The following is a 22,657-nucleotide window of genomic DNA, read 5'->3' on the forward strand; positions in this document are numbered from 1 at the left end:
GTTGGAATAGAAACAAAAAATAAATATAATATTGTTAATGCACCAACGGGGAGGAGGACAGGACATGAATAAAGAAGAAAAGGTCATAGTGGGTTTCAGGGACTTATATAATAAGATTGTTTGGCTTAATAAGGATAAGATGGAAGACAGTCTTAAGGGGTATAATTCTTCTGAAGTACATTGTATCGAATACATTGAAAAAAATGTAGATTCTAACGTGACAAAACTTGCGGAGTCCTTTTATATGACTCGCGGTGCCATAAGTAGAATAACTAAAAAACTTATAAAAAAAGGCCTTATCGAAAGTTATCAGAAGTCGGATAATAAGAAAGAAATCTATTTTAGGCTTACTGAACAAGGGAAAGTAATTTATAAAATACATGAGGATCTGCACAAAGAGTTTGAAGAACGGGATAAAGTTGTGTTTGATCAAGTAACCGAGGAAGAATTTGATAGTATACTTAGCTTCGTGGAAAAGTATAGTAGACATTTGGATACAGAAATAAAGAAACAAGGTGTACATATTAAGTCGTAATCTATTCAAAAAATAAAAATGAAACGGCAGGCAGTCCAAGGATGGACCGCCTTTTTTATTGTTGTAATTTTGTTGACAGGGAAACAAAATGGAGTTATTGTTTTGTTGATAAGGAAACAAAAATAACTGTTGGGGAGAGAATGAAAATGTCCAAATTCAGATCACATAATGAACATAATACGGAACGAGTCATAGATAAACACGCCTTACTATTCGGTCTCATCTCTGTGTTTCTTTGCGGAATAGGATTCAGCATTATAATACCTGTCGTTCCATTTTTAGTGCAGCCATATACAAGTAATTCGGCAGAACAAGCGGTCGTCGTTACGCTATTAACTTCTGTTTATGCAGTCTGCGTATTTTTTGCGGCTCCCGCACTTGGAGCTTTGAGTGATAAATATGGTCGTCGTCCATTACTTTTAGTATGCCTTTTCGGTTCCGCAATCGGGTACTTAGTTTTTGGCATAGGAGGAGCTCTATGGATACTATTTGCTGGGCGCATAATAGAAGGTATAACAGGAGGGAGCATAAGCACTATCTTCGCATATTTTGCAGATATTATTCCTCCAGAACAAAGAACGAAATACTTCGGATGGGTAAGTGCGGTTGTAGGAGTAGGCACTGTCATTGGACCAACTATAGGTGGATATCTTGCCAAGTTTGGTTATTCTGTACCTATGTATTTTGGAGCAATAATAACTTTATTAAATGTTGTTTATGGAATCTTATATATGCCTGAGAGCCTTGACAAAAATAATAGATTGAAAGAGATTACCTTTGTAAGATTGAATCCATTTACACAGCTTGCAAATATACTTTCCATGAAAAATTTAAAATGGCTACTTGTCTCAGCATTCTTACTTTGGATACCAAATGGATCTTTACAGGCAATTTTTTCACAATTTACAATGGATACTTTTAGTTGGAAGCCTGCGTTAATCGGACTTATGTTTTCAATTATGGGATTTCAAGATATCATTTCACAAAGTTTCATAATGCCAAAACTTTTGACAAAACTTACTGATAAACAGATAGCAATTCTCGGAATGGTTTCGGAGATTATAGGTTATAGTCTTATTGCAGCATCAGCTTTGTTCTCATTTTATCCGTTTCTTATCGCTGGAATGTTTATATTTGGTTTTGGTGATTCCATCTTTGGACCTTCATTCAATGGGATGCTCTCGAAGTCTGTCGATTCTAGTGAACAAGGAAGGATTCAAGGAGGTAGTCAATCTGTTCAAGCTTTAGCAAGAATGATTGGGCCGATCATTGGAGGGCAAATTTATGTTTCACTTGGGCATGCCGCACCTGCTTGTATGGGGATTATCCTTATAGTAGCCGCAATAACAGTCTTATATAAGGGCACGCATGAAAATATGTAAATTACGTACTTTATCCTCCTTTTATAGACAGTAAGCCCCTTGTATCAAAATTTGCACATCCATCTCAATGGTGTGTGTGAAAAACTTTTATTACTCTTCTTCATAAAATCATATCTTTTAAATTATTGATGCGATAGTCGGTAAAATTTTTACATGAATAATGTAGAAGATATTTAAATACTACGCTGGAAGCTTTCAGAATCGCCTGCATAATAGGCGGTTTTAACAAGTACTGAAACTCTATTTGCTTACAGTCTGAGGTGTTTATAAATAAGTATCTTTTTTGTTAAACCAACATTTTATATTTTCTCGTGAAGCATGTAAAATGTTAAGTAAGAGAAAATGGTTTTACAGTAAGGAAGTGTCAAAAAATGGGTTTTACATTAAATAAATCGATTATTAAAGAAGTATGCGGAGAAACCTCATATAAAAGAGGCGAAGCTTATTATAAATCAAATAAAGTAATAATAAATCATTATGATGAAAATAAAGAAATTTGCGAAGCGACGGTAAAAGGGAACGAAGATTTTCATGTTACAGTAGAAAAAGCTAAAAAAGGTGATGTTGTTGCGAAATGTAGTTGTCCTTCGTTAGCGTCTTTTCAAACATACTGTCAACATGTTGCGGCAGTATTGATACAAATAAATTATAATCAGCAAACCGGTGGAATGGTGCCTATTAGTAGCGGGAATATGAGTGGAAATGATCAATTAACAAGCGGGATGTTTCATTTATTTGCAGAAAAACCATTAAGACCAAAAAGTAAACAACACCGTTTTGATACACGTGAAATACTTCATGTTGAATTTATATGTACGCCAGTAGTTACGAAAAATGGTGGGGCACTGCTAGGTATTCAGTTTAAACTCGCCAAGATGTATTTTGTAAATCATATTAGAGAATTTCTTTCCAATGTGGAGAAAAGAGAGTCCTATAATTGTTCGAATAAATTTACATATACACCAGATGTACATAGCTTTAAGCAAGAAACGGATGCGATTATTCAGCAGCTCATTAAAATTTATCATAATGAAAAAATGTATGAGGATACACTGGAAGTACATGCAAAACAAGATGATAGTATGATTTTAATACCGCCAGCTTCATGGAAGGATATGCTTTCTTTACTTTCTAAAGTTGAGTTTGTGGGACTTAATCAAGATGGAAAATCTTTTCACGGTTTACAAATTTCAAAAGGGCTACTTCCTTTACATTTTGAGTTTAATAAAGGGAGTAACGGTGGGTTTACACTTTATATTGACGGCTTACAACAAGTAGAAGTAATGGATACGTATAGTTATGCTCTATTTGGAGGGAAACTGTATCAGTTGAATGCTGAGGATTGTAAGCGACTTATCGAATTACAAAAAATGATGAATCGTTCTAGTAGTAACCAATTGTATATTCCAGCAGATAAGATGGAGCACTTTGTAGCAAAAGTTGTACCAGGGTTAATGAAGCTAGGAACTGTGCGAATAGATGAGGTAGTATCAGATCGTGTTGAAACACCCGCATTAAAAGCAAAATTGTATTTAGATCGAGTGAAAAATCGTTTGTTAGCAGGTCTCGAATTTCATTATGGAAACGTCGTGATTAATCCGTTAGAAGAGGATGGGCAGCCATCTGTTTTTAATCGTGATGAGAAAAAGGAAAAAGAGATTTTAGACATTATGAGTGAAAGTGCCTTTGCGAAAACGGAAGGCGGTTATTTTATGCATAATGAAGAAGCTGAGTATAACTTTTTATATCATGCTGTTCCAACGTTAAAAGGTTTAGTTGATATTTATGCGACGTCAGCAATCAAATTACGAATTCATAAGGGAGACACAGCTCCTCTTATAAGAGTTAGAAGGAAAGAGAGAATTGATTGGTTATCATTCCGCTTTGATATAAAAGGTATTCCAGAGGCAGAAATTAAAGGGGTATTAGTGGCACTTGAAGAGAAACGAAAATATTATCGTTTAGCAAGTGGTGCTCTACTATCACTTGAGAGTAAAGAGTTTAATGATATTAATCAGTTTATAAAAGAATCTAGTATTCGAAAAGGATTTTTAAAGGGCGAAGAAATAGATGTCCCTCTTATTCGTAGTGTGAAATGGATGAATTCACTGCAAGAAGGAAACGTATTAAGTTTAGATGAGTCTGTTCAAGAATTGGTAGAGAACATTCAAAACCCTAAAAAGCTGAAGTTTGCGGTGCCAAGTGGCTTAGATGCGATAATGAGAGAGTATCAAACATACGGATTCCAGTGGATGAAAACACTTGCCTATTATCGTTTTGGCGGCATTTTAGCTGATGATATGGGACTGGGGAAAACGTTGCAAAGTATTGCTTTTATAGACTCTGTTTTGCCGGAAATTCGAGAGAAGAAACTGCCTATATTAGTTGTTTCTCCGTCGTCCCTCGTTTACAACTGGCTTAGTGAGTTAAAAAAATTCGCTCCACATATTAGAGCAGTTATTGCCGATGGAAATCAAGCAGAGCGCCGAAAAATTTTAAAAGATATAACGAAATTTGATGTTGTCATTACGTCATATCCTCTACTGAGAAGAGATATAAGGTTATATGAGCAGCCATTTCATACGCTATTTCTTGATGAAGCACAAGCGTTTAAAAATCATACGACGCAAACTGCAAGAGCGGTAAAAACAGTGCAGGCGGAGTACCGTTTTGGATTAACAGGAACACCTGTAGAAAATTCATTAGAAGAGCTATGGTCTATCTTCCACGTCGTCTTCCCAGAATTATTACCGGGAAGAAAAGAGTTCGGTGATTTAAGACGTGAAGATATTGCGAAGCGGGTAAAACCTTTCGTGTTAAGAAGGTTAAAGGGTGATGTATTACACGAACTCCCAGAAAAAATTGAGCACTTGCAATCATCAGAACTTTTACCAGATCAAAAGAGGCTTTACGCAGCTTATTTAGCAAAGTTAAGAGAAGAAACGTTAAAACATTTGGATAAAGATACGTTACGTAAAAATAAAATTCGGGTTTTAGCTGGTTTAACGAGACTACGGCAAATTTGTTGTCATCCTGCTTTGTTTGTTGATGACTATAAAGGTAGTTCAGCTAAATTTGATCAGCTGCTAGAAATTTTGGAGGAATGCAGAAGTACAGGGAAGAGAATTCTTATCTTTTCCCAATTTACGAAGATGCTTTCGATAATCGGACGTGAATTAAATCGTCAAGCAGTTCCATACTTTTATTTAGACGGGAGTACACCAGCGCAAGAACGTGTAGAGCTATGCAATCGGTTTAACGAAGGAGAAGGGGATCTATTTCTTATTTCGTTAAAAGCTGGTGGCACAGGACTAAATTTAACAGGTGCAGATACAGTTATATTGTACGACTTGTGGTGGAATCCAGCTGTTGAACAACAAGCTGCGGATAGAGCGTATCGAATGGGACAAAAAAATACAGTGCAAGTGATTAAGTTAGTAGCACATGGAACAATTGAAGAAAAAATGCACGAGTTACAAGAGAGTAAGAAAAATTTAATCGCTGAAATTATCGAGCCGGGAGAAGAGAAGTTATCTTCTATTACGGAGGAAGAAATCCGCGATATTCTTATGATTTAATATGCAAAAAGCTATGCTTTCATAGAGATGAAAGCATAGCTTTTTTGTTGTAATAATTATATTTTGTTTTGTACAAAGTAAAGAGATAAAGTGAAACTTTAAATAGTGGGAGTTGTTCGTCTCCCACTATTTATTTTATTTCTTTGTACCTTTGCTTTTGTATGGTTTTGCAGCTTTCTTTTTCGCACTTGATTGCCAACGGTTCCATCCTTTACTTCCTGTACCTTGTCCTACACCTTTTTTCGGTTTTGCTTTCGTTTTACTCATATGATCACTCCGTTATATAAAAAATCTGATTTGATAATAGCCAATGTTTTAGAAAAATACTATCGATAAATGACTATGCTTGCTTTAAATAAAAACAAACTGCTTGAATGCTATAGTATATCATGAAATTGCAAGTAAACTGAAAGGAATTATAAAGAAAATGAAAATAATAAGAAATACTGCGGATTCTATATTTCGAACAATCACACTAGTTGTTGTATATATGTTAGTTTCAATTAGTGAAATGTTTTTTGGATTGAAGAGACAAAGGAAATAAAAATGTTATATTAAGAACAGTCGATAAAGGCATAAAATAAAGAATTGAAAAATATTTTAAAACTTTTTGTTGACTTTATCGATTTTTTGTATAGAATAATCATTAATAAAATGTTTCAGAGATGTGACAATAAAACGACTATGAAAGGACGAGTAGTAGTAGGATGTAGTTTAAGCGAGTCAGGGACGGTGGGAGCCTGATACGAAGCCTATTATGAAGAACCTCCTGGAGTCGCTAACCGAAATCCTTTATAGGAAAGTAGACTTAGCCGGGAACTTCGCCGTTACAAGAAGAACAGTATCGAGATTTTTTAATCTCCGTATTGTATAAGTGAGCAACCTCTGTTGCTAATTTGGGTGGTACCGCGGAACCAAAGTCTTTCGTCCCAGTTTTTTGGGAAAGAAGGGCTTTTTTTGTTGGCTTCTTTTCACAACATCCAAACATTTTAGGAGGAAACCACCATGTATCAATCATTAATGACAGTAAGAGAGACTCAAATCGCAATTAAGGAAGTTAAAACATTTTTTGAGGATCAATTAGCAAAACGACTTGAACTATTCCGCGTATCTGCACCATTATTCGTAACGAAGAAATCAGGATTAAACGATCACTTAAACGGTGTAGAACGTCCAATTGAATTTGATATGTTACATTCAGGAGAAGAATTAGAAATTGTACATTCACTAGCGAAGTGGAAAAGATTCGCATTACATGAATACGGATATGAAGCTGGTGAAGGTTTATATACAAACATGAACGCGATTCGTCGTGATGAAGAACTTGATGCAACGCATTCCATTTATGTTGACCAATGGGATTGGGAAAAAATCGTTCAAAAAGAATGGCGTACTATCGATTACTTACAAAAAACAGTACAAACAATTTATGGAATATTCAAAGAATTGGAAGATCACTTATTTGAAAAGTATCCGTTCCTTGGAAAGTATTTACCAGAAGAAATTGTTTTCATTACTTCTCAAGAACTGGAAGATAAATATCCAGAATTAACACCGAAAGATCGTGAACATGCAATTGCGAAAGAACACGGTGCAGTCTTTATTATTGGAATTGGTGATGCACTCCGTTCAGGTGAAAAGCACGATGGACGCGCGTCCGATTATGATGATTGGAAATTAAACGGTGACATTTTATTCTGGCACCCAGTACTACAAGCTTCGTTCGAATTATCATCAATGGGAATTCGTGTTGATAGTAAAGCACTTGATGAGCAATTAACGAAAACTGGTGAAGACTTCAAACGTGAGTATGATTTCCATAAAGGTATTTTAGAAGACGTACTACCATTAACAATTGGTGGTGGTATCGGCCAATCAAGAATGTGTATGTACTTCTTACGTAAAGCACATATCGGTGAAGTTCAATCTTCTGTATGGCCTGATGATTTACGTGAAGCTTGTAAGAAAGAAAACATTCATTTGTTTTAATATAAGTGAGAGGGAGAGTGGCTCGAAAATAGAGTTACTCTCCCTTTTTTATTGTGTAAACTGGTGGTTTACAGTGAGTGTTACTAATAGTTTCTTTCTTTTTTATCTCCTTTTATGTAATAATTTGTTAAAGGAGGGGGCGTTATGAACTTGGGAGAACAATTAAAAAAATTACGAGAGTCAAAGGGTTTTTCGCAAGAGGATGTTGCAAAGAAAATTGGGGTAACTAGGCAAGCTGTGTATAAGTGGGAAAATGATAAAAGTTACCCTGACATTGATAATTTAATTTTATTGAGCGAAATGTACAACGTTACGCTCGATGAATTAATAAAAGGGAATCAAAACTTTAAAGAGAAAATACATATTGATGAAGAAGATGAGGATTTTGAGAAAGAGAATGAGTTTGGTTTTTATATTGGATTTGGTTTGCTAATTATGAGTGCTTTCATTGATTACGAAGGAATTCAAGAGATTTTATTAGGAATTGCACTATTCATGATGGTTTTTTACTCTGACGTGAAGAAAGTTATTTTGAATGAGTTCAGATCGTTTTTTAAAAGAAAAGATATATATGATAAGAAGTGAGAAGAGTCCGTTATATTTCCTAGGAAAGAGTATAACAAGTAATTGAATTGTTTTATAATGATTTTGGGATGTTGATAATGTTTTAAAAAGTTTAAACAAGCATAACCCCGTTCTAAAGCTAGGACGGGGTTCAAAATCTAAGTTTTATTAAGCGTAAAGTTCTTTCAAATATGTTTACTTCAGTAAAGACGTCTAATAAAACATTACTTATTTGTTACCGAGTTCTTCCGCTAAACCGATTAGAATTCCTTCGGTTCCACGAATGTAGCAGAGCCGATACGAGTTCTCATACTGAACTACTTCTCCAACGAGCTGAGCACCATGCTTAGTAAGTCTGGATACCATTTCGTCAATGTCCTCGACGGTGAACATGACGCGCAGATAACCGAGGGCGTTTACAGGAGCTGTCCGGTGATCTGCTATAGTAGGTGGGGTAAGAAATCGCGAAAGTTCAATTCGGCTGTGACCATCTGGCGTAACCATCATAGCAATCTCTACGCACTGAGAACCGAGTCCAGTTACGCGACCAGCCCATTCACCTTCGACAGTAGCTCGCCCTTCGAGTTTTAATCCAATCTCCTTGAAGAAAGAGATTGCGTTATCAAGAGATTCTACAACGATGCTGACATTGTCCATTCTTAGTAATCTGTTGTTTGCCATAGTCTTTATCTCCTTATGTGTAAAAATTTATCCCGCTATTTGCGGGCAATAAGACTCCCACCTCAAAATTCGGCGAATGCGAGGAAGTTAGGTGGGAGATAACTGCCCGATTGTTGAATAGAATGACTTGCTTCCGCTTTTTAACAATTTTATTGTTCTTCAAACGACTTTATTTTAAACTAAATAACCTTTTTCTCACTTTCCACTATGCAAACAGCTTTCTATTTATATAGGAAGGAAATAGATTCATATAATTTGTTGTAAGTTTTACTGGTGGAAATTAAATCATTTGCACTAAAGGTTCAATTTTCGCCATAAATGATTGATGAAGTGCTTCAACACCCGTTACTAAATGAAGACGGTCAATAACGACAGATACTTTAATTTCTGATGTACTTACCATTTTAATATGAATATCTTCTTCTTTTAAAGTAGTGAACATATTCGCAGCAACTCCTGGGTTAGATACCATACCAGATCCTACAATTGATACTTTTGCTAAATGATTTTCATGTTCTACAGATTCGTAGTGAAGTGCTTCTTGATTTTGTTCCAATACTTCTAATGTTTCTCTTAAATCATTAGAATGGATTGAGAAGGAGAGGTGAACAGTTCCTTCATTTGTAATACTTTGAATAATAATATCTACATTAATATGTGCTGCTGCTAATGTAGAGAAAACTGTTGAAAGTGCACCTTGTTCTAATCCTTTAATTGTGACGCGTGTAATATTATCCTCAAATGCAATACCTTTAACGATTGATTGTTGTTCCATGTTACATTCTCCCCTTACAATTGTTCCGTTTTCTTGTTCCATACTTGAGCGAACTTCTAAAATTACATTATGATTTTTAGCAAATTCAACAGCGCGTGGGTGTAATACGCCAGCACCGAGGTTGGCAAGCTCTAACATTTCGTCATAAGAAATTTCATCTAATTTATAAGCATCTTGTACAACTCGTGGATCAGTCGTATATACGCCGGTCACATCCGTATAAATATCACATTTTTTTGCTTTTAGTGCAGCAGCTAATGCGACAGCAGTCGTATCAGAGCCACCGCGGCCAAGTGTGGTAATTTCATTTTCTTCACTTACTCCTTGGAAACCAGCTACTATAACAATCGTGCCTTCAGTAAGGTGAGACTGAATACGAGTGGTGTTAATGTCAGTAATCCGTGCACTACTATGTACAGATTCTGTCGTAATACCAGCTTGCCATCCTGTTAATGAAATTGCGTTATAACCTTTTGTTTGTAGTGCCATTGTTAATAATGAAATAGTTACTTGTTCTCCTGTAGATAGGAGCATATCCATTTCACGTTTACTTGGATTTTCAGTAATAGCGTTAGCAAGTGCTACAAGTTTATCCGTACTTTTTCCCATTGCTGAAACGACAGAGACAATACTATGTCCTCGTTCATATTCTTCAATAATTAAATTTGCTACATGTTGAATGCGTTCGACGCTTCCGACAGAAGTACCGCCAAATTTTTGTACAATCGTTTCCATTACGAATTCCTTCTTTCGTCCATTTTTAAGAATAGGTTAGGACATATACAAATCCCAATATTCCTGTAGTTACCAGAGAGAAAAACAAAAAACACCATCTCAAATAAGTGAGGATGGTGCTGTTACAGGAAAAGGGAAACAGAAAACGGAGCTAATAAAAAAACCGCCAAAAAAGGAATATCATAAAAATGATATCTCTTTTTTGTAGATAGCTCTTCATACGTACACGTCTGTACATATGACAGTTCTGTTTCTATTCGAAAACAGCCCCAATTGATAAATGCAGAGAAATTTATCAATTTCGGCAACACTTCCTTTCCTCTAAAATCATAGACATCTCTGTGTCTCCTTTAGAATACTTATAAGCGTTGCAACCTCTATCTCACGTTTTAGGCGAGAGTGTATGATTTATGAAGTTGTTGGTAACATTTGTTTTATAATAATTTAAATTTTTCAGGGAATCAAGTGTTTTTTGTATTTTTTTGAAATTCTATCTTTTTATTAAATTAGTTTGTGAAAAATGTAGCAAAATCGATTCATTGCATGTACATTGAAAATATAGCGCATGGGAGGTGGAAGGATGAGGAAGAAAAAGCCTATTTATGTAGCCACAGAAATGAACACAACAATGGAGAAACTATGGGCATATACACAAGAGCCTGATATACATACAGAGTGGGATGCTCGTTTTACTGAGATTTCGTATTTAGAAAAAAAGGGGGAGAACCACAGAAGTTTTTATATAAAACAAAGATCGGATTTGGACTTGAAATAGCCGGAGAAGGGGAATCGATAGGTGAAATAAGAAAAGAAACTGGAGAACGCATTTCCTCTTTAAAATTTTGGACAGACAATCAATTATCACTTATACAAATAGGGCGTGGTTATTGGAAGTATACACCGAATGAAGAACATATTCATTTTGAAACGCAATATGATTATGATACGAGATTTGGTCGTATAGGAAATGTGATAGATTTATATGTTTTTCGTCCACTATTAGGTTGGGCGACAGCATGGAGTTTTGATGCTTTAAAATTATGGTTAGAAAAGGGACTTCATCCTAAGTTGCTAATTAGAAGAACGATGACGTATTGGCTAGTTTGCTTTTTATTTGCTTTCGTATGGTTATATCAAGGGATTGTACCGAAATTGATGTTTACTCATTCAGAAGAAGTAAAGATGCTTTCTGCACTAATCGGATCGAATGAAAGTAGTATTTTTATACTTAAAATAGTTGGATTTTTAGAAATAATATGGGGTGTTATGTGGCTATTGCCACTTCAAAAGCGAAAACTATTTATATTGCATATTATATTGTTGATAGTTTTAACATTAGCGGCAGGATCGACGAATATCGCTAGTTTTACGCAACCGTTTAATCCGATTACATTAAATTTTCTTCTAATAGGGTTATCGATTGTCGGTTATATAAATAGCACGAATTTGCCAAGCGCAAAAAATTGCAAGAGGACGAGAAAGGGATAAGTATATGGTTAATATTTATGAAAGATTATTAGGGGATTCTTATAAAAGGCTTCATCCAAAATTGCAGGAACGATATGCGATAACAAAGGAAAATAGCTTTATTGGGGAAGGGGAAATGGATGAAATTTATGGAGGATCTTTTTTCGTTAAATTAATATTAAAAATTACATCGAAGTTTCGAATGTTTTTCTCTGAGCGAGGGCAAAAAGTTCCGTTTGTGATACATAATACCGCTGAGCGAGATGAACATGGAAATGAGTTTGTACGGTGGAATCGTACTTTTTATTTTCATAATAAGAAAAGATATTTTAACGCTGTTATGCAGTTGGATGAAGAGAATAATGAAATTGTAGATTATTTTGGTGAGCCACATTTACTCGTTTCTACATTGAATTTTTATATTGATGAAAAAGACGGGATGCATATTTCTTCAAAGAAACAATGGTTTTTTATGTTTGGAAGAAAAATCCCGTTACCAAAATTTTTATATGGAGAGGCAAAAATTGTTGAAAGTTATGATGATGCACTGCAATGTTTTCGAATTCATGTACAAGTACGGAATCCGTTAATTGGTTCGTTATTTTCATATAAGGGAACATTTGTGGAAAGGGAATAAACGATATGAAAAATATACTATTTGGGCTTGCTTGCTATATTATTTTTCTAATATGTGAGTGGTCAAATGTAAACCCAGTTGAAGCAATTATTTTATTATCTATTTTGTTATTTATACCGATGTCTTTTTGTATTATTGACAAGAAAAAAAGAAATGGATCGTATGTATTATTTTATAAATTTGTATCGTTTTTATATCCAATCGCAGCAATCAGTGCAATGCTAGCTTTCGTAACAAATCACTATTTCTTTGCGCTACTTTGGTTTGCATATACAGGAATCGTTGCGTTATTTGGTGTAAGTAGATTGTTAGAAAGAGGATGGAAACCGATAGAAGAGACGGCTATCGATAGTGCGTTTATTTATTTGTTTTTAGGTGGTTTTTGGTTTTTTGCTTCAGTAGCAAAGGTTTCAATTATGCACTTTAGTTCTGACATTGTTTTACTTACAGCGGCACACTTTCATTACTCGGCATTTCTATTGCCGTTATCAGCTGGTTTACTTGGAAGGGAAAGAGAAAAGAGAAGTAAAGTGTATGATGCTATTATGTTTATCATAGTCATTTCACCTATGACAGTTGCGATAGGAATTACATACTCAAGGATATTTGAATTTTTTGCAGTGTTCATATATTTATGTGCGATTTATGGATATGGAGTTTACGTGTGGAGAACGAAATTCAATGCTATAAGTGCAAAGATTCTCCTTACTCTTTCATCCAGTACACTTATGGTAACAATAATGTTTTCACTCATATATTCATACGGAAATTTCAAACAAGTAATGACGATTACAATTGCACAAATGGTCTGGATTCACGGTGTTGTAAATGGAATTGGAGTAGCGTTACCAGCATTTGTTGGTTGGATGATTGAAAAGAGTACTCCGAATTATAAATATTACGGGAAACCAATGAGCAGGTTAAGAGGAACTGCGACAGTTGGTGAAGTATTTTTACATAACAGAAATTTAATAGATAGCAAGGAATACAAAGGTTTAGTTGATAAAATGAATGATTTTCATAGTGAGGCAGTTGACATGGCGAAGATTCCTTTAAGTATTACTCGTTTCTATGAAAATACAAAAGAGTATGAGTTACAATCGCATATAAAATGGAATCGTTGGTTCCGCCCGCTTGCATTTTGTTATGAGAAAATGAGTAAGCGTGTAGGACAAATACATTTAGGAATGGGCGGCAAGTGGGAAACGATGCATGGCTCTATCATTGGGATAATAGATGAGAGGGATGGAAGAGAAAATGTAAGGGCTTGGCTAAGAAAAAATGAAGCAGGGGAGACAATTTTTGTAGCTCTTTATTCAAAGCATACATACAAGAAAGATAAATATATGAATATCGCATTACCGTTACCATATTCAAATATGACTGGTATTTTGAAGTTATGCAATGATGATAATGCTTTAATCATTACAAGTAAGTTAAGAGAGAATGGCAGGGGAGATGAGGGGATTTATTTACATACTCGTTTCTTTACAATACGTTTACCATTAGCAGAGACTTTTATTATTAAAGAGAGCAAGGATCAAATATTAGAAGCTAATCATAGAATGTGGATATTTGGAGTTAAGTTTTTAGAAATTGATTATGAGATTAAGAAAATAGAGGGAAAGTAAGAAAAGCTTGGAGAGATTCCAAGCTTTTTTATGTATGCGTAATTGTCATAGCAACTTGTTTATCCAAGTCTGGGTCCCAGACACGCTGAATTTCAAACGTACCTTTTTCAAAAAATAATGGGAATCTCTCTTTAAACCAATCTTGCATAGGAAGATTGAGTGCTGTATCAATTGGCACCCATAATAATTCGCCTTCAGGAGGATTCAAAAGGAGTTCACCTTCAAATGAATCTGTCCAATAGTTAAATACCATATATCGAACATTTTCCTTAGGATTTACATATTCGTCTAACCCCTTGAAAGTTAAATTAGAAACGTGGAGTCCGGTCTCCTTTTTCGATTCTCGTATAGCAGCTTGTAATATGCTTTCTGGGAAATCTACTTTTCCACCAGGAGCTATGTAGCCAGGAAAACCTCGATGGTCGGGGCGTTTTATAAGTAAAGCGTCATTATTTCGCTGGATCATACACATTGTATAGATGCGGTGCTCGATATTATGAGAATTTTGAGGCATAATAATGTATTCTCCTTTATCTTTTTTTGATAATTTTACCATAACATAATAGTTTCTTATATAATTAAAAATAGAATATTATTAATTTTCGGTTATTCATTATAAAGTCTATAATCATTTGAAAAGAGGAGAGAGATATGCAAGGAGAAATACCAACAGAGAAAAATTTAGGTTATGTCGGTAAATTGTTATTGCCAGTTAAAGTGTCACCGCACTTTAAGTTTTTATGGATTGGGCAATTACTTTCGACTTTAGGTAGTTCGATAACGATGGTTATTCTGCCAGTCGTTGTGTATTCATTAACTGGTTCAACAGTTGTAATGGGAATGACTATGGCAATATACATGCTTCCTAATATTCTTGCGTTACCGTTTGCTGGATTAGTCGTGGATCGAATTGACCGGGTGAAATTGATGTTATTTACAGATATAATTCGCTGTATATTAATGCTCTTATTTGCAACACTTATATTTATGGACATTTTAACAATTCCACTTTTATATGTACTTGTTGCATTATATGGACTTATGGAAGGGATATTTCAGCCGGCATATTCAGCTGTAAGAGCGAAAGTATTTGTACCGGAAATTCGAAATGCAGCTAATGCATTAACGCAAATGAGTAATCAAGGAATACGATTAATTGGCCCAGCACTTGGTGGGTTAATAGTATCAGTTACATCTGCAGGGATAGGCTTAGGACTAGATGCAGCAACGTATTTGTTATCATTTTTATGTTTATTATTTTTAAAAGAAATTAAGTTTAAAAAAGTAAAACCCATTGAAAAGAGTAAGATCGATTACAAACAAGAGTTTATGGAAGGTATTTTAGTTTTAAAAAGTCATCCGTGGTTGTGGATTACCATTCTAGTCTTTTCTTTCGTTAATATTTGTTATGCAGGCGTTATCGTTGTATTAATTCCATGGTTGTTTAATGTTCATCATCATTTTGAAGCTTACGTGTATGGCTTAGGTATGGCTGCTTCTGGTGCTGGAGCTGTAATTGCAGCGCTAATTTTTGGTGGGAGGCAGCAGTGGCATAAGAGAGGATTACTTGCGTATGGCGGTGTCTTAATAAGTGGAATGGCACTATTAATTATGCCTTTCGTTTCTTGGGCACCTGCCTTAATTGGATTAATGGCAATTGAAGGATTCGGTATTATGATATTTGGGCTTATTTGGGAAACAAGTTTACAAGAGCTTGTACCAGAAGAAGCTTTTGGAAGAGTGGCAAGTCTTGATATGTTAGGCTCATTTGCTTTATTACCATTAGGGTATGTGATTGTAGGCTGGTTAGCTACTGTAATAGGTGGAAAGATAACAATTATAATGCTAGCTATTTTAGTACTCATAACAATTGGAATGGCATTGTCTGTACCAAGTATTCGGCGGTTCGATTGATTATGTAGGCAAAAAGGGGGATGGTATATGACTATAGAAAATCTACATGATTTAGTAGTACATGAGTTGGGATGTAAATACGTTTTGGGAGAAAAGGTATTTGAAGCAAGGAATTTCACGGTGTATATTGCTACTCCTATAGAAAATAAAATGACATATAATCGATTCATCTTAATTAAGCATTTGTCTAATGAAGAGCCTTCAGTACATGTTTGGGACAAAAAAATCTGTGTAGACGCTACAAAAATACATATTGCAAAAGAAGTGACAGAAGCAATTCAATCGGGTTTTGTAAATAAAGAGTAAGCCCTAATCAAATTAGGACTTACTCTTCATTAAACACAAATGTTTGCTTCATTTTTTTACTCTCATGTACTGGATGACCGTTGTAAGAGAAATTCTTTTCTTCCCAAGTAATGACAACTTTAAAATTATGGCTATTAAAGTCTAATGGGAATACCATGTAGTCAAAGCTTGTATGACTTTTTGAAACGTTGTTATTAGATGAAGTAGGATTAAAGGTAGCTTTAGATGTAGGTGTGTTATCAAGTATTTCCACCGATACATTTGCAACATCATTACCAATATTTTTTAAGAGTAAACTATATGTATCATATACACCTTGTTTTGGCTGCACGGCTTGCTTGTTTGAGTTATGAGATTTGTCAATTTCGATATACCACTGTTTAGACTTTGACGCAATTGGTAGTGATTGAAATGTGTATGCACTAGCTTGTATTGGTAGTGCTAAGCAGATTAGTGCAAAGAGAGAAAATATTTTTCGTTTCATCTTTAGAGAGCTCCCATTCTTTAAAGGATTTATTTGTTATTATCTTCTCTTTTTAAGATAATATACCATGTAGTTTAGGGGAGGGTATATTGAAAGAATTAGTAAGTATGGGAAGCAGCATGTTTCTACAACTGTTATTTTTGTATATATTTATTTCTGTTGTTTTATTGGAACTCAATCCATGGTATGCGGTAGTGGTTTATGTGGCTATTGCTATAATCAGTCTTCTGCTAGGGATATACTCGATTGCTTTCCCTATGAAGAGTAGCTTGAATACTATTTTTCTAACACTACCAGGTGGAATTATAATAACATTATTTCCAATATTAATTATTGGATTTACAGTGTTTGCTTACTTTTTACGAGAAGGAGATATTCCGCCTGTAATTCGTTTGTAGTATAAGTGAATCGATAGAGCTCCTATCTTTTCGTTATTAATCTTCCCAAGTATGTCACACGCACATTAAAAAAACAAGGAAACTGTGTAGAGATTTTTCGGCATAGTTTCCTTGTTTTTTTTGATTAATAATAAATGCTTGCTAAAGGATACGAAAAAGCATATCAGGGGGATTAATTTATTAATATAAAGTAGCGTCCAACTTATAAAAGATAGATATAGGTGGAGGGGTACGAGTATTAGTTAAAAGAGATACTAATATGAAAAAATTACCAATAAATATGTTAAAATAACATTGTCATATAACAAGGGGGATTCGTTTGATGGAAAAAGAGCATCTTGCTAAAGTAGATTTAACGAAAAGAATTGATTCGAAATCTAAGTACAATAAGAAACTTGAAAAATATCAAATGCGTTTATTGGCACTACAACAAATATTAAAAGAAGAGAAAATAGCCGTTATGATGGTTATGGAAGGTTGGGATGCGGCAGGTAAAGGCGGAGCAATTAAGCGAGTGACTGAACATCTTGATCCACGCGGATTCCAAGTAAATCCAATTGGAGCACCTGCTCCTCATGAAAAACGGTATCATTATTTGCAACGTTTTTGGCGGAAACTGCCTCAGTACGGGCAAATTACTATATTCGACCGTTCATGGTATGGGCGTGTATTAGTTGAACGTGTTGAAGGGTTTGCTACAAACGAAGAGTGGACGAGAGCGTATGGTGAAATTAATGATTTCGAAAAACTATTAACTGATGATCATTACATAATAGGAAAGTTTTTCTATCATATTAGTAAAGACGAACAGTTAAAGAGATTTACAGAAAGAGAGAACAACCCTCTTAAAAGGTGGAAAATTACAGACGAAGACTGGCGTAATCGTGAAAAATGGGATGAGTATGTCGAAGCAATGGAAGACATGTTTGAAAATACAAATAAGCCGAATGTAAAATGGCATATTATCGCGAGTAATGATAAATTATACGCCCGTTTGAAAACATTGAAAGTAATTATTTCATTGATTGAGGATTATTTCTTAGAGCATAATATAGAATTACCTTCTTATTATAATGAAATAAAAGAAGGAAAGAAAAAGAAAATTGAATCCGTGCAAGATGCAGGGGCTAAATAGTAAGAAGGTTTGTATAGGAAATATGGAGGGAAGCTGTCTTGTAATTTGGTTTTACCAAATTACAAGACAGCTTTTTAGTTGGAAGTATTTTATATAAAGCGAGTGTACCAATTATTTTAGTTTGTGCTGTAGTAAGTTTGTTGTTTTAGGAAGGGGAAGCTTTAAGAAAGAGTAGTAGGGGAATAGGCTAAATATGAATCGCATTTTAATTATGGAACGTTAGCTGTCAAAAAAATTTATAGAGTTATTTTGGGAACTCCTCGGTAATGGGCGAAACGTAAACCGTGGAGTTCTTTATTTTGTGATTATAGGCATATGTATCACTGTCATTAAGTATTTGCTTTCATTCATTATCCGTCAAGATCAAGTTTTCGAAGTTTAGAAAGGTAAACTGAATAATATTAATAAGTTGTATAATTGTTTTTTACATGTCATGAATGGGCACGTATCAAGTTCAAATAACGGATGCATAATATTATTTTCATAGGATTTTAAATATATTTTTCAAAGGGGTGTTCTTTAAATGTTTATAAAACCTATAAATTTAGCGATTCGATTTTTTCTAGAATTATGTGCTCTTGCATCACTATGTTACTGGGGCTTTCAATTTTGGGAAAGTGTATATGTGAAATTTATTTTTGGAATTGGCTCACCACTACTTTTTGCGACAATATGGGGGATTTTCATTGCACCTAAAGCATCATTAAAACTGCCAGAACCATATAGGTTTATGTTGGAAATCATATTGTTTGGAGTTACCTCACTTGCTCTATATGTTGTTGATCAAATAACCTTAGCTATTATTCTTGGAATGGTATTTGTAATAAATCGCACTTTAATCATTATTTGGAAACAATAATTTTTTTGCTAAGTTTCTTCACGAAAGGAACTTAGCATTATTTAAGGTGTAGGAGTAACGAAATATGGCTAAATTTAATCGCTTTAAATTTTGGGATTTTGTTGTTTTATAGTACATTAACAAGAGATATTAGTTTCATAGGGAGGGTGAGGAAATGATAGATACAGCAGATACTTTAATAAGTAAGCGTATGTATACAGAAGAAGAGCAACAAAAATTATATAAACGAACGTTAATAATCGTAAGTATTTCACAAATGTTTGGCGGAGCGGGATTAGCTGCTGGTATTACAGTAGGTGCACTTCTTGCACAGCAAATGCTTGGGACGGATGCGTATGCAGGATTACCGGCTGCTATGTTTACAATGGGATCTGCGGTAGCGGCTTTCTTTGTTGGGAAGTTATCGCAAAAATATGGTCGCCGAATAGGACTTGCAACAGGGTTTATAGTAGGGGGACTAGGGGCTATTGGAGTTGTATTGGCTGCGTTAACAAATAGTATTATTCTTTTACTAGTTTCTTTACTCATATACGGTGCAGGTACAGCGACGAATCTACAAGCTCGTTATGCTGGTACCGATTTAGCAGATAAGAAACAACGAGCAACTGCTATTAGTATTACGATGGTTATGACGACTTTTGGTGCGGTAGCTGGTCCAAATTTAGTAGGCGTAATGGGAGATTTTGCCCATTCAATTGGAATTCCTAACCTTGCTGGTCCTTTCATATTATCAGCAGCGGCATTTATACTTGCGGGTCTTTTTCTTTTTGTTATGCTTCGTCCAGACCCGTTAATTATTGCTAACATAATAGAAACATATAAACAAGAACATACATATAAAGGGCAACCAGTAACAGAAGAAATAATAGAGAATAAGCGTGGTGTTACCGTTGGAGCAATCGTTATGATACTTACTCAAGTAGTTATGGTTGCGATTATGACGATGACGCCAGTTCATATGGGACACCACGGTCATGGTTTAAGTGCAGTAGGTCTCGTGATTGGTTTTCATGTAGGTGCAATGTACCTTCCATCGCTTGTTACAGGAATGTTAATTGATAAAATTGGCCGTACTAAGATGAGTATAGCTGGTGGGGTGATTTTACTTGCAGCGGGTGTCATAGCTGCGATAGCACCGAGTGATTCTTTACTATTATTAATTGTTGCTCTTTCTTTACTTGGATTAGGATGGAATCTCGGATTGATTTGTGGTACAGCACAAATCGTTGACTCCACAACTCCTTCTACACGTGCTAAAACACAAGGGAAAATAGATGTTTTTATTGCGTTAGCCGGAGCTTCAGGTGGAGCGATGTCAGGAATGGTAGTAGCTAATTCCAGTTATGCGGCATTATCATTAGCGGGAGGAGTGTTAGCATTATTGCTAATTCCTGTTGTGATGTGGTCTCGGACAGGTGAATAAGCCTAAGATAAAAGAAGCAGCATTCAAAGGGAGGTAATCAATCTTTGAATGCTGTTTTTTTGCGATTAACTAATAGTTTAACTGGAATCGTTCATATATTTTGAGCTGTGATAGATATATTCAGGAAATCATTGATGTAATTTCATTTACCGTAATGTTAGCTGTATAAAAAAGTGTTAGTCTAAACCCCACTCCACAATAAGCCCTAAATGCGTAAGTCCACCACCAAATCCGTATAGCAAAAGTGTGTCTCCGTTATTTAATCTTCCTTTTTTTCTAGCTAAATCTAAAGCGAGTGGAATAGAGACGGAAGATGTATTCCCCATATCTTCCACACTCGTTAATGTTTTTTGAATAGATATTTTTGATTTTTCGCAAATAGATTCAATCATTCTTAAGTTAGCACTATGTGGTATGAACCATTCTATATCATCTATTTGCAAATTTGCAGTATGTAATAGTTCTTTTATGCCGTATGGTACTGTTCGTACAGCCCATTTATATACTTCTCTTCCATTTTGAACAATTTTTTCACTTGTTTGTAGTGGTGTGCCATTCATAGTAGTAGATAAGTTTGTTCTGTATAGATGAATGCCACCGTCACCGTTTGTTCCCATGTGAGCAGCGATAAAGCTTGGTTTGTTTTCATCTCTTTCTAATAAAATAGCTCCAGCGCCATCACCGAACAAAATACAGGACGTTCTATCGGTGTAATCAGTAACTTTAGATAATGTCTCTGTCGCTATGACGAGTACTTTTTGATGTGATCCAGAAGTGATTAAGCTATTACCGACATGCAGTCCGTATGTGAAACCAGCGCAAGTCGCATTTAAATCAAAAGCTAGTGTATGAGGTATGTTGAAGTATTGTTGTATTTGGCAAGCAACACTAGGGAAAACATAGTCAGCAGTAGTTGTAGCGACGATGATACAGTCAATATCCTCTAAGTTTTTCTTATATGTTGTACACAAATTTTCGATTGCTTTAATGGCTAAGTGTGAGGAGTATTCGTCTTCGTTAGCAATTCTTCTTTCTTTCATGCCTGTTCTTTGTACAATCCATTCATCATTCGTATGGACCATCTTTTCTAAATCGTTATTAGACAATACTTGATCTGGAACATAAGTACCAATTGCGGTAATACGAGATTTAGAATTCATAGGAACATCTCCTAACTTATTTTTATAACCTGATACTAATATCAGGTTATAAAAATGTCAATAAAGATTTTCTGTTTAATAAAATTAATATATTTTAATGAGTGGAAAGGGATTTGAGGAGTGATGTCCAAATAATATACGGAAAGCTTCTAAAATTGATACTTTGAAGGGGTCTGAGATTCTTGAAAAGAATCATTTATTTGTTGTCTCTTGTTTTAATTTGTAGCTTTACTTTTTTTATTTTGCCAGAGAAATCTTATGCTTGTGACTGTATTAATGTATCATCAGAAGATGCATTTCAAAAAAATGATGTGGTGTTTGAAGGTAAGGTGTTAGAAGTTCAAGAGAAAGGTGAAGGCGGAATTAAAACATTATTTGAAGTGAAGAAAATTTGGAAAGGGACAAGTTCTTCGCGAATTATTATATATACAAGTGTAAGTAGCTGTGCATTTCGTTTTGCAGAGGGAGGAGAGTACTTAGTCTTTTCTTCTTCTAGAGGAGAGGAAAAGTTAGAGACATCTATCTGCAGTGGAACGAAGAGATTAGATGAGGCAGAGATTGAGAAAAATGCTTTAAGTCATATTGCAAAAGAGTCTGTTCCGACGAAGAAAGTGTATTTAAAAGATGAAATGGTAAGCGGTTTAAGTTGGTGGCAAGTGACTATCATTTCTATAGGTGTGTTATTAATAATTGCTGTTGTTATTTTCATTGTGAGAAGAACTCGCAAAAAATGACGATTAAAGTAAAAATATAAAGATTTTCTTTCGGTTTCTATAGGTGGTTTAATCTTGTGAAAGCGAATTACTTATGCTACACTTTATTTAACTTAAAATGAACGGAGGGGCTTCCTTTGATCTTAATCAGATTACGTCTCAATACTTTGTGCCGATAATTGAATAGCGCTCAAAGGCTCTGTCTGTGTACAGAGTGAACGGGATTGGTCTGCCTATTTTAAAGGAACCCTTTATTAAGCTTATATGTGAAAAAGAGGGAGGGACGAATAC

At 35.0% G+C, this 22,657-nt stretch carries 20 protein-coding genes, 1 pseudogene, 1 riboswitch and 1 other annotated feature; of the genes and pseudogenes, 15 read left to right on the forward strand and 6 right to left on the reverse strand.

Translation table 11 applies throughout. The annotated features are described in order from the left end of the window. Positions 1-64: 64 nt before the first annotated feature. The 3 genes from MR066_RS08090 to MR066_RS08100 all read left to right on the forward strand — a co-directional run bounded on the left by MR066_RS08090 (position 65) and on the right by MR066_RS08100 (position 5,495). Positions 65-535 carry a MarR family transcriptional regulator gene (locus MR066_RS08090; RefSeq protein WP_001030885.1) on the forward strand — a complete coding sequence of 157 codons (471 nt, stop codon included), beginning with the start codon at positions 65-67 and terminating at the stop codon, positions 533-535. A gap of 146 nt (positions 536-681) precedes the next feature. Beyond that, positions 682-1,917, forward strand: coding sequence for an MFS transporter (locus MR066_RS08095; protein WP_033730545.1), 1,236 nt, complete (start codon positions 682-684; stop codon positions 1,915-1,917). Between the two features lie 371 nt (positions 1,918-2,288). Then, entirely contained in the window at positions 2,289-5,495 is a 3,207-nt protein-coding gene (locus MR066_RS08100) for a DEAD/DEAH box helicase (RefSeq protein ID WP_242246645.1), read from the forward strand. A 135-nt stretch (positions 5,496-5,630) separates the two neighbouring features. On the opposite strand, the gene MR066_RS08105 is transcribed toward MR066_RS08100, so the two are convergent. Continuing rightward, complete coding sequence (locus MR066_RS08105) at positions 5,631-5,762, reverse strand: DUF3934 family protein (protein ID WP_000047589.1); 132 nt, start codon at positions 5,760-5,762, stop codon at positions 5,631-5,633. Between the two features lie 408 nt (positions 5,763-6,170). Next, positions 6,171-6,430 (forward strand) — a binding site (T-box leader). A 70-nt stretch (positions 6,431-6,500) separates the two neighbouring features. On the opposite strand from MR066_RS08105, the gene asnA reads away from it, so the two are divergent. Both asnA and MR066_RS08115 read left to right on the forward strand, forming a co-directional pair. Beyond that, positions 6,501-7,484, forward strand: coding sequence for an aspartate--ammonia ligase (gene asnA / locus MR066_RS08110; protein WP_002126735.1), 984 nt, complete (start codon positions 6,501-6,503; stop codon positions 7,482-7,484). A 144-nt stretch (positions 7,485-7,628) separates the two neighbouring features. After that, on the forward strand, positions 7,629-8,069 hold the full coding sequence (locus MR066_RS08115) for a helix-turn-helix domain-containing protein (RefSeq protein WP_242246647.1): 441 nt from the start codon (positions 7,629-7,631) through the stop codon (positions 8,067-8,069). A 207-nt stretch (positions 8,070-8,276) separates the two neighbouring features. Here the strand turns inward: MR066_RS08115 and MR066_RS08120 are convergent, their stop codons facing one another. Both MR066_RS08120 and MR066_RS08125 read right to left on the reverse strand, forming a co-directional pair. Beyond that, positions 8,277-8,729, reverse strand: a complete 453-nt coding sequence (locus MR066_RS08120) for a VOC family protein (RefSeq protein WP_242246649.1) — start codon at positions 8,727-8,729, stop codon at positions 8,277-8,279. Between the two features lie 280 nt (positions 8,730-9,009). Beyond that, entirely contained in the window at positions 9,010-10,239 is a 1,230-nt protein-coding gene (locus tag MR066_RS08125; protein WP_242246651.1) for an aspartate kinase, read from the reverse strand. 201 nt (positions 10,240-10,440) lie between these two features. Continuing rightward, positions 10,441-10,627, reverse strand: a riboswitch (Lysine riboswitch). Positions 10,628-10,819: 192 nt separating this feature from the next. On the opposite strand from MR066_RS08125, the pseudogene MR066_RS08130 reads away from it, so the two are divergent. The 3 genes and pseudogenes from MR066_RS08130 to MR066_RS08140 all read left to right on the forward strand — a co-directional run bounded on the left by MR066_RS08130 (position 10,820) and on the right by MR066_RS08140 (position 13,974). Next, positions 10,820-11,727: pseudogene (locus MR066_RS08130) on the forward strand (DoxX-like family protein). A 4-nt stretch (positions 11,728-11,731) separates the two neighbouring features. Then, on the forward strand, positions 11,732-12,343 hold the full coding sequence (locus MR066_RS08135) for a DUF4166 domain-containing protein (protein WP_242246653.1): 612 nt from the start codon (positions 11,732-11,734) through the stop codon (positions 12,341-12,343). 5 nt (positions 12,344-12,348) lie between these two features. Next, positions 12,349-13,974 (forward strand): YndJ family protein, encoded by a 1,626-nt coding sequence (locus MR066_RS08140; RefSeq protein WP_242246656.1) that lies wholly within the window; start codon positions 12,349-12,351, stop codon positions 13,972-13,974. 28 nt (positions 13,975-14,002) lie between these two features. Here the strand turns inward: MR066_RS08140 and MR066_RS08145 are convergent, their stop codons facing one another. Beyond that, positions 14,003-14,488: an 8-oxo-dGTP diphosphatase gene (locus tag MR066_RS08145; protein WP_242246658.1), complete on the reverse strand. Its 486-nt coding sequence runs from the start codon at positions 14,486-14,488 to the stop codon at positions 14,003-14,005. Positions 14,489-14,625: 137 nt separating this feature from the next. On the opposite strand from MR066_RS08145, the gene MR066_RS08150 reads away from it, so the two are divergent. Both MR066_RS08150 and MR066_RS08155 read left to right on the forward strand, forming a co-directional pair. Next, positions 14,626-15,888 (forward strand): MFS transporter, encoded by a 1,263-nt coding sequence (locus MR066_RS08150; protein WP_242246660.1) that lies wholly within the window; start codon positions 14,626-14,628, stop codon positions 15,886-15,888. Positions 15,889-15,915: 27 nt separating this feature from the next. After that, complete coding sequence (locus MR066_RS08155) at positions 15,916-16,194, forward strand: hypothetical protein (protein WP_002135550.1); 279 nt, start codon at positions 15,916-15,918, stop codon at positions 16,192-16,194. Between the two features lie 19 nt (positions 16,195-16,213). Here MR066_RS08155 and MR066_RS08160 read toward each other — a convergent pair whose 3' ends face one another. Beyond that, positions 16,214-16,678, reverse strand: coding sequence for a hypothetical protein (locus MR066_RS08160; RefSeq protein ID WP_002086342.1), 465 nt, complete (start codon positions 16,676-16,678; stop codon positions 16,214-16,216). An 89-nt stretch (positions 16,679-16,767) separates the two neighbouring features. Between MR066_RS08160 and MR066_RS08165 the strand changes: the two genes are divergently transcribed. The 4 genes from MR066_RS08165 (at position 16,768) to MR066_RS08180 (ending at position 20,493) form a co-directional block, all read left to right on the forward strand. Then, positions 16,768-17,076 (forward strand): alpha/beta hydrolase, encoded by a 309-nt coding sequence (locus MR066_RS08165; RefSeq protein ID WP_242246662.1) that lies wholly within the window; start codon positions 16,768-16,770, stop codon positions 17,074-17,076. A gap of 322 nt (positions 17,077-17,398) precedes the next feature. Beyond that, positions 17,399-18,211, forward strand: coding sequence for a polyphosphate kinase 2 family protein (locus MR066_RS08170; protein WP_242246664.1), 813 nt, complete (start codon positions 17,399-17,401; stop codon positions 18,209-18,211). A 523-nt stretch (positions 18,212-18,734) separates the two neighbouring features. Next, complete coding sequence (locus MR066_RS08175; RefSeq protein WP_088292928.1) at positions 18,735-19,070, forward strand: YrdB family protein; 336 nt, start codon at positions 18,735-18,737, stop codon at positions 19,068-19,070. A gap of 154 nt (positions 19,071-19,224) precedes the next feature. After that, positions 19,225-20,493, forward strand: a complete 1,269-nt coding sequence (locus MR066_RS08180; RefSeq protein ID WP_242246666.1) for an MFS transporter — start codon at positions 19,225-19,227, stop codon at positions 20,491-20,493. 176 nt (positions 20,494-20,669) lie between these two features. Here MR066_RS08180 and MR066_RS08185 read toward each other — a convergent pair whose 3' ends face one another. Then, positions 20,670-21,653 (reverse strand): ketoacyl-ACP synthase III, encoded by a 984-nt coding sequence (locus tag MR066_RS08185; RefSeq protein WP_113938100.1) that lies wholly within the window; start codon positions 21,651-21,653, stop codon positions 20,670-20,672. A gap of 182 nt (positions 21,654-21,835) precedes the next feature. Between MR066_RS08185 and MR066_RS08190 the strand changes: the two genes are divergently transcribed. After that, positions 21,836-22,387: a cobalamin biosynthesis protein CbiN gene (locus MR066_RS08190; protein ID WP_242246668.1), complete on the forward strand. Its 552-nt coding sequence runs from the start codon at positions 21,836-21,838 to the stop codon at positions 22,385-22,387. Positions 22,388-22,657 lie beyond the last annotated feature (270 nt).

Source organism: Bacillus cereus group sp. BfR-BA-01523, assembly GCF_022662615.1.
Taxonomy (GTDB): domain Bacteria; phylum Bacillota; class Bacilli; order Bacillales; family Bacillaceae_G; genus Bacillus_A; species Bacillus_A mycoides.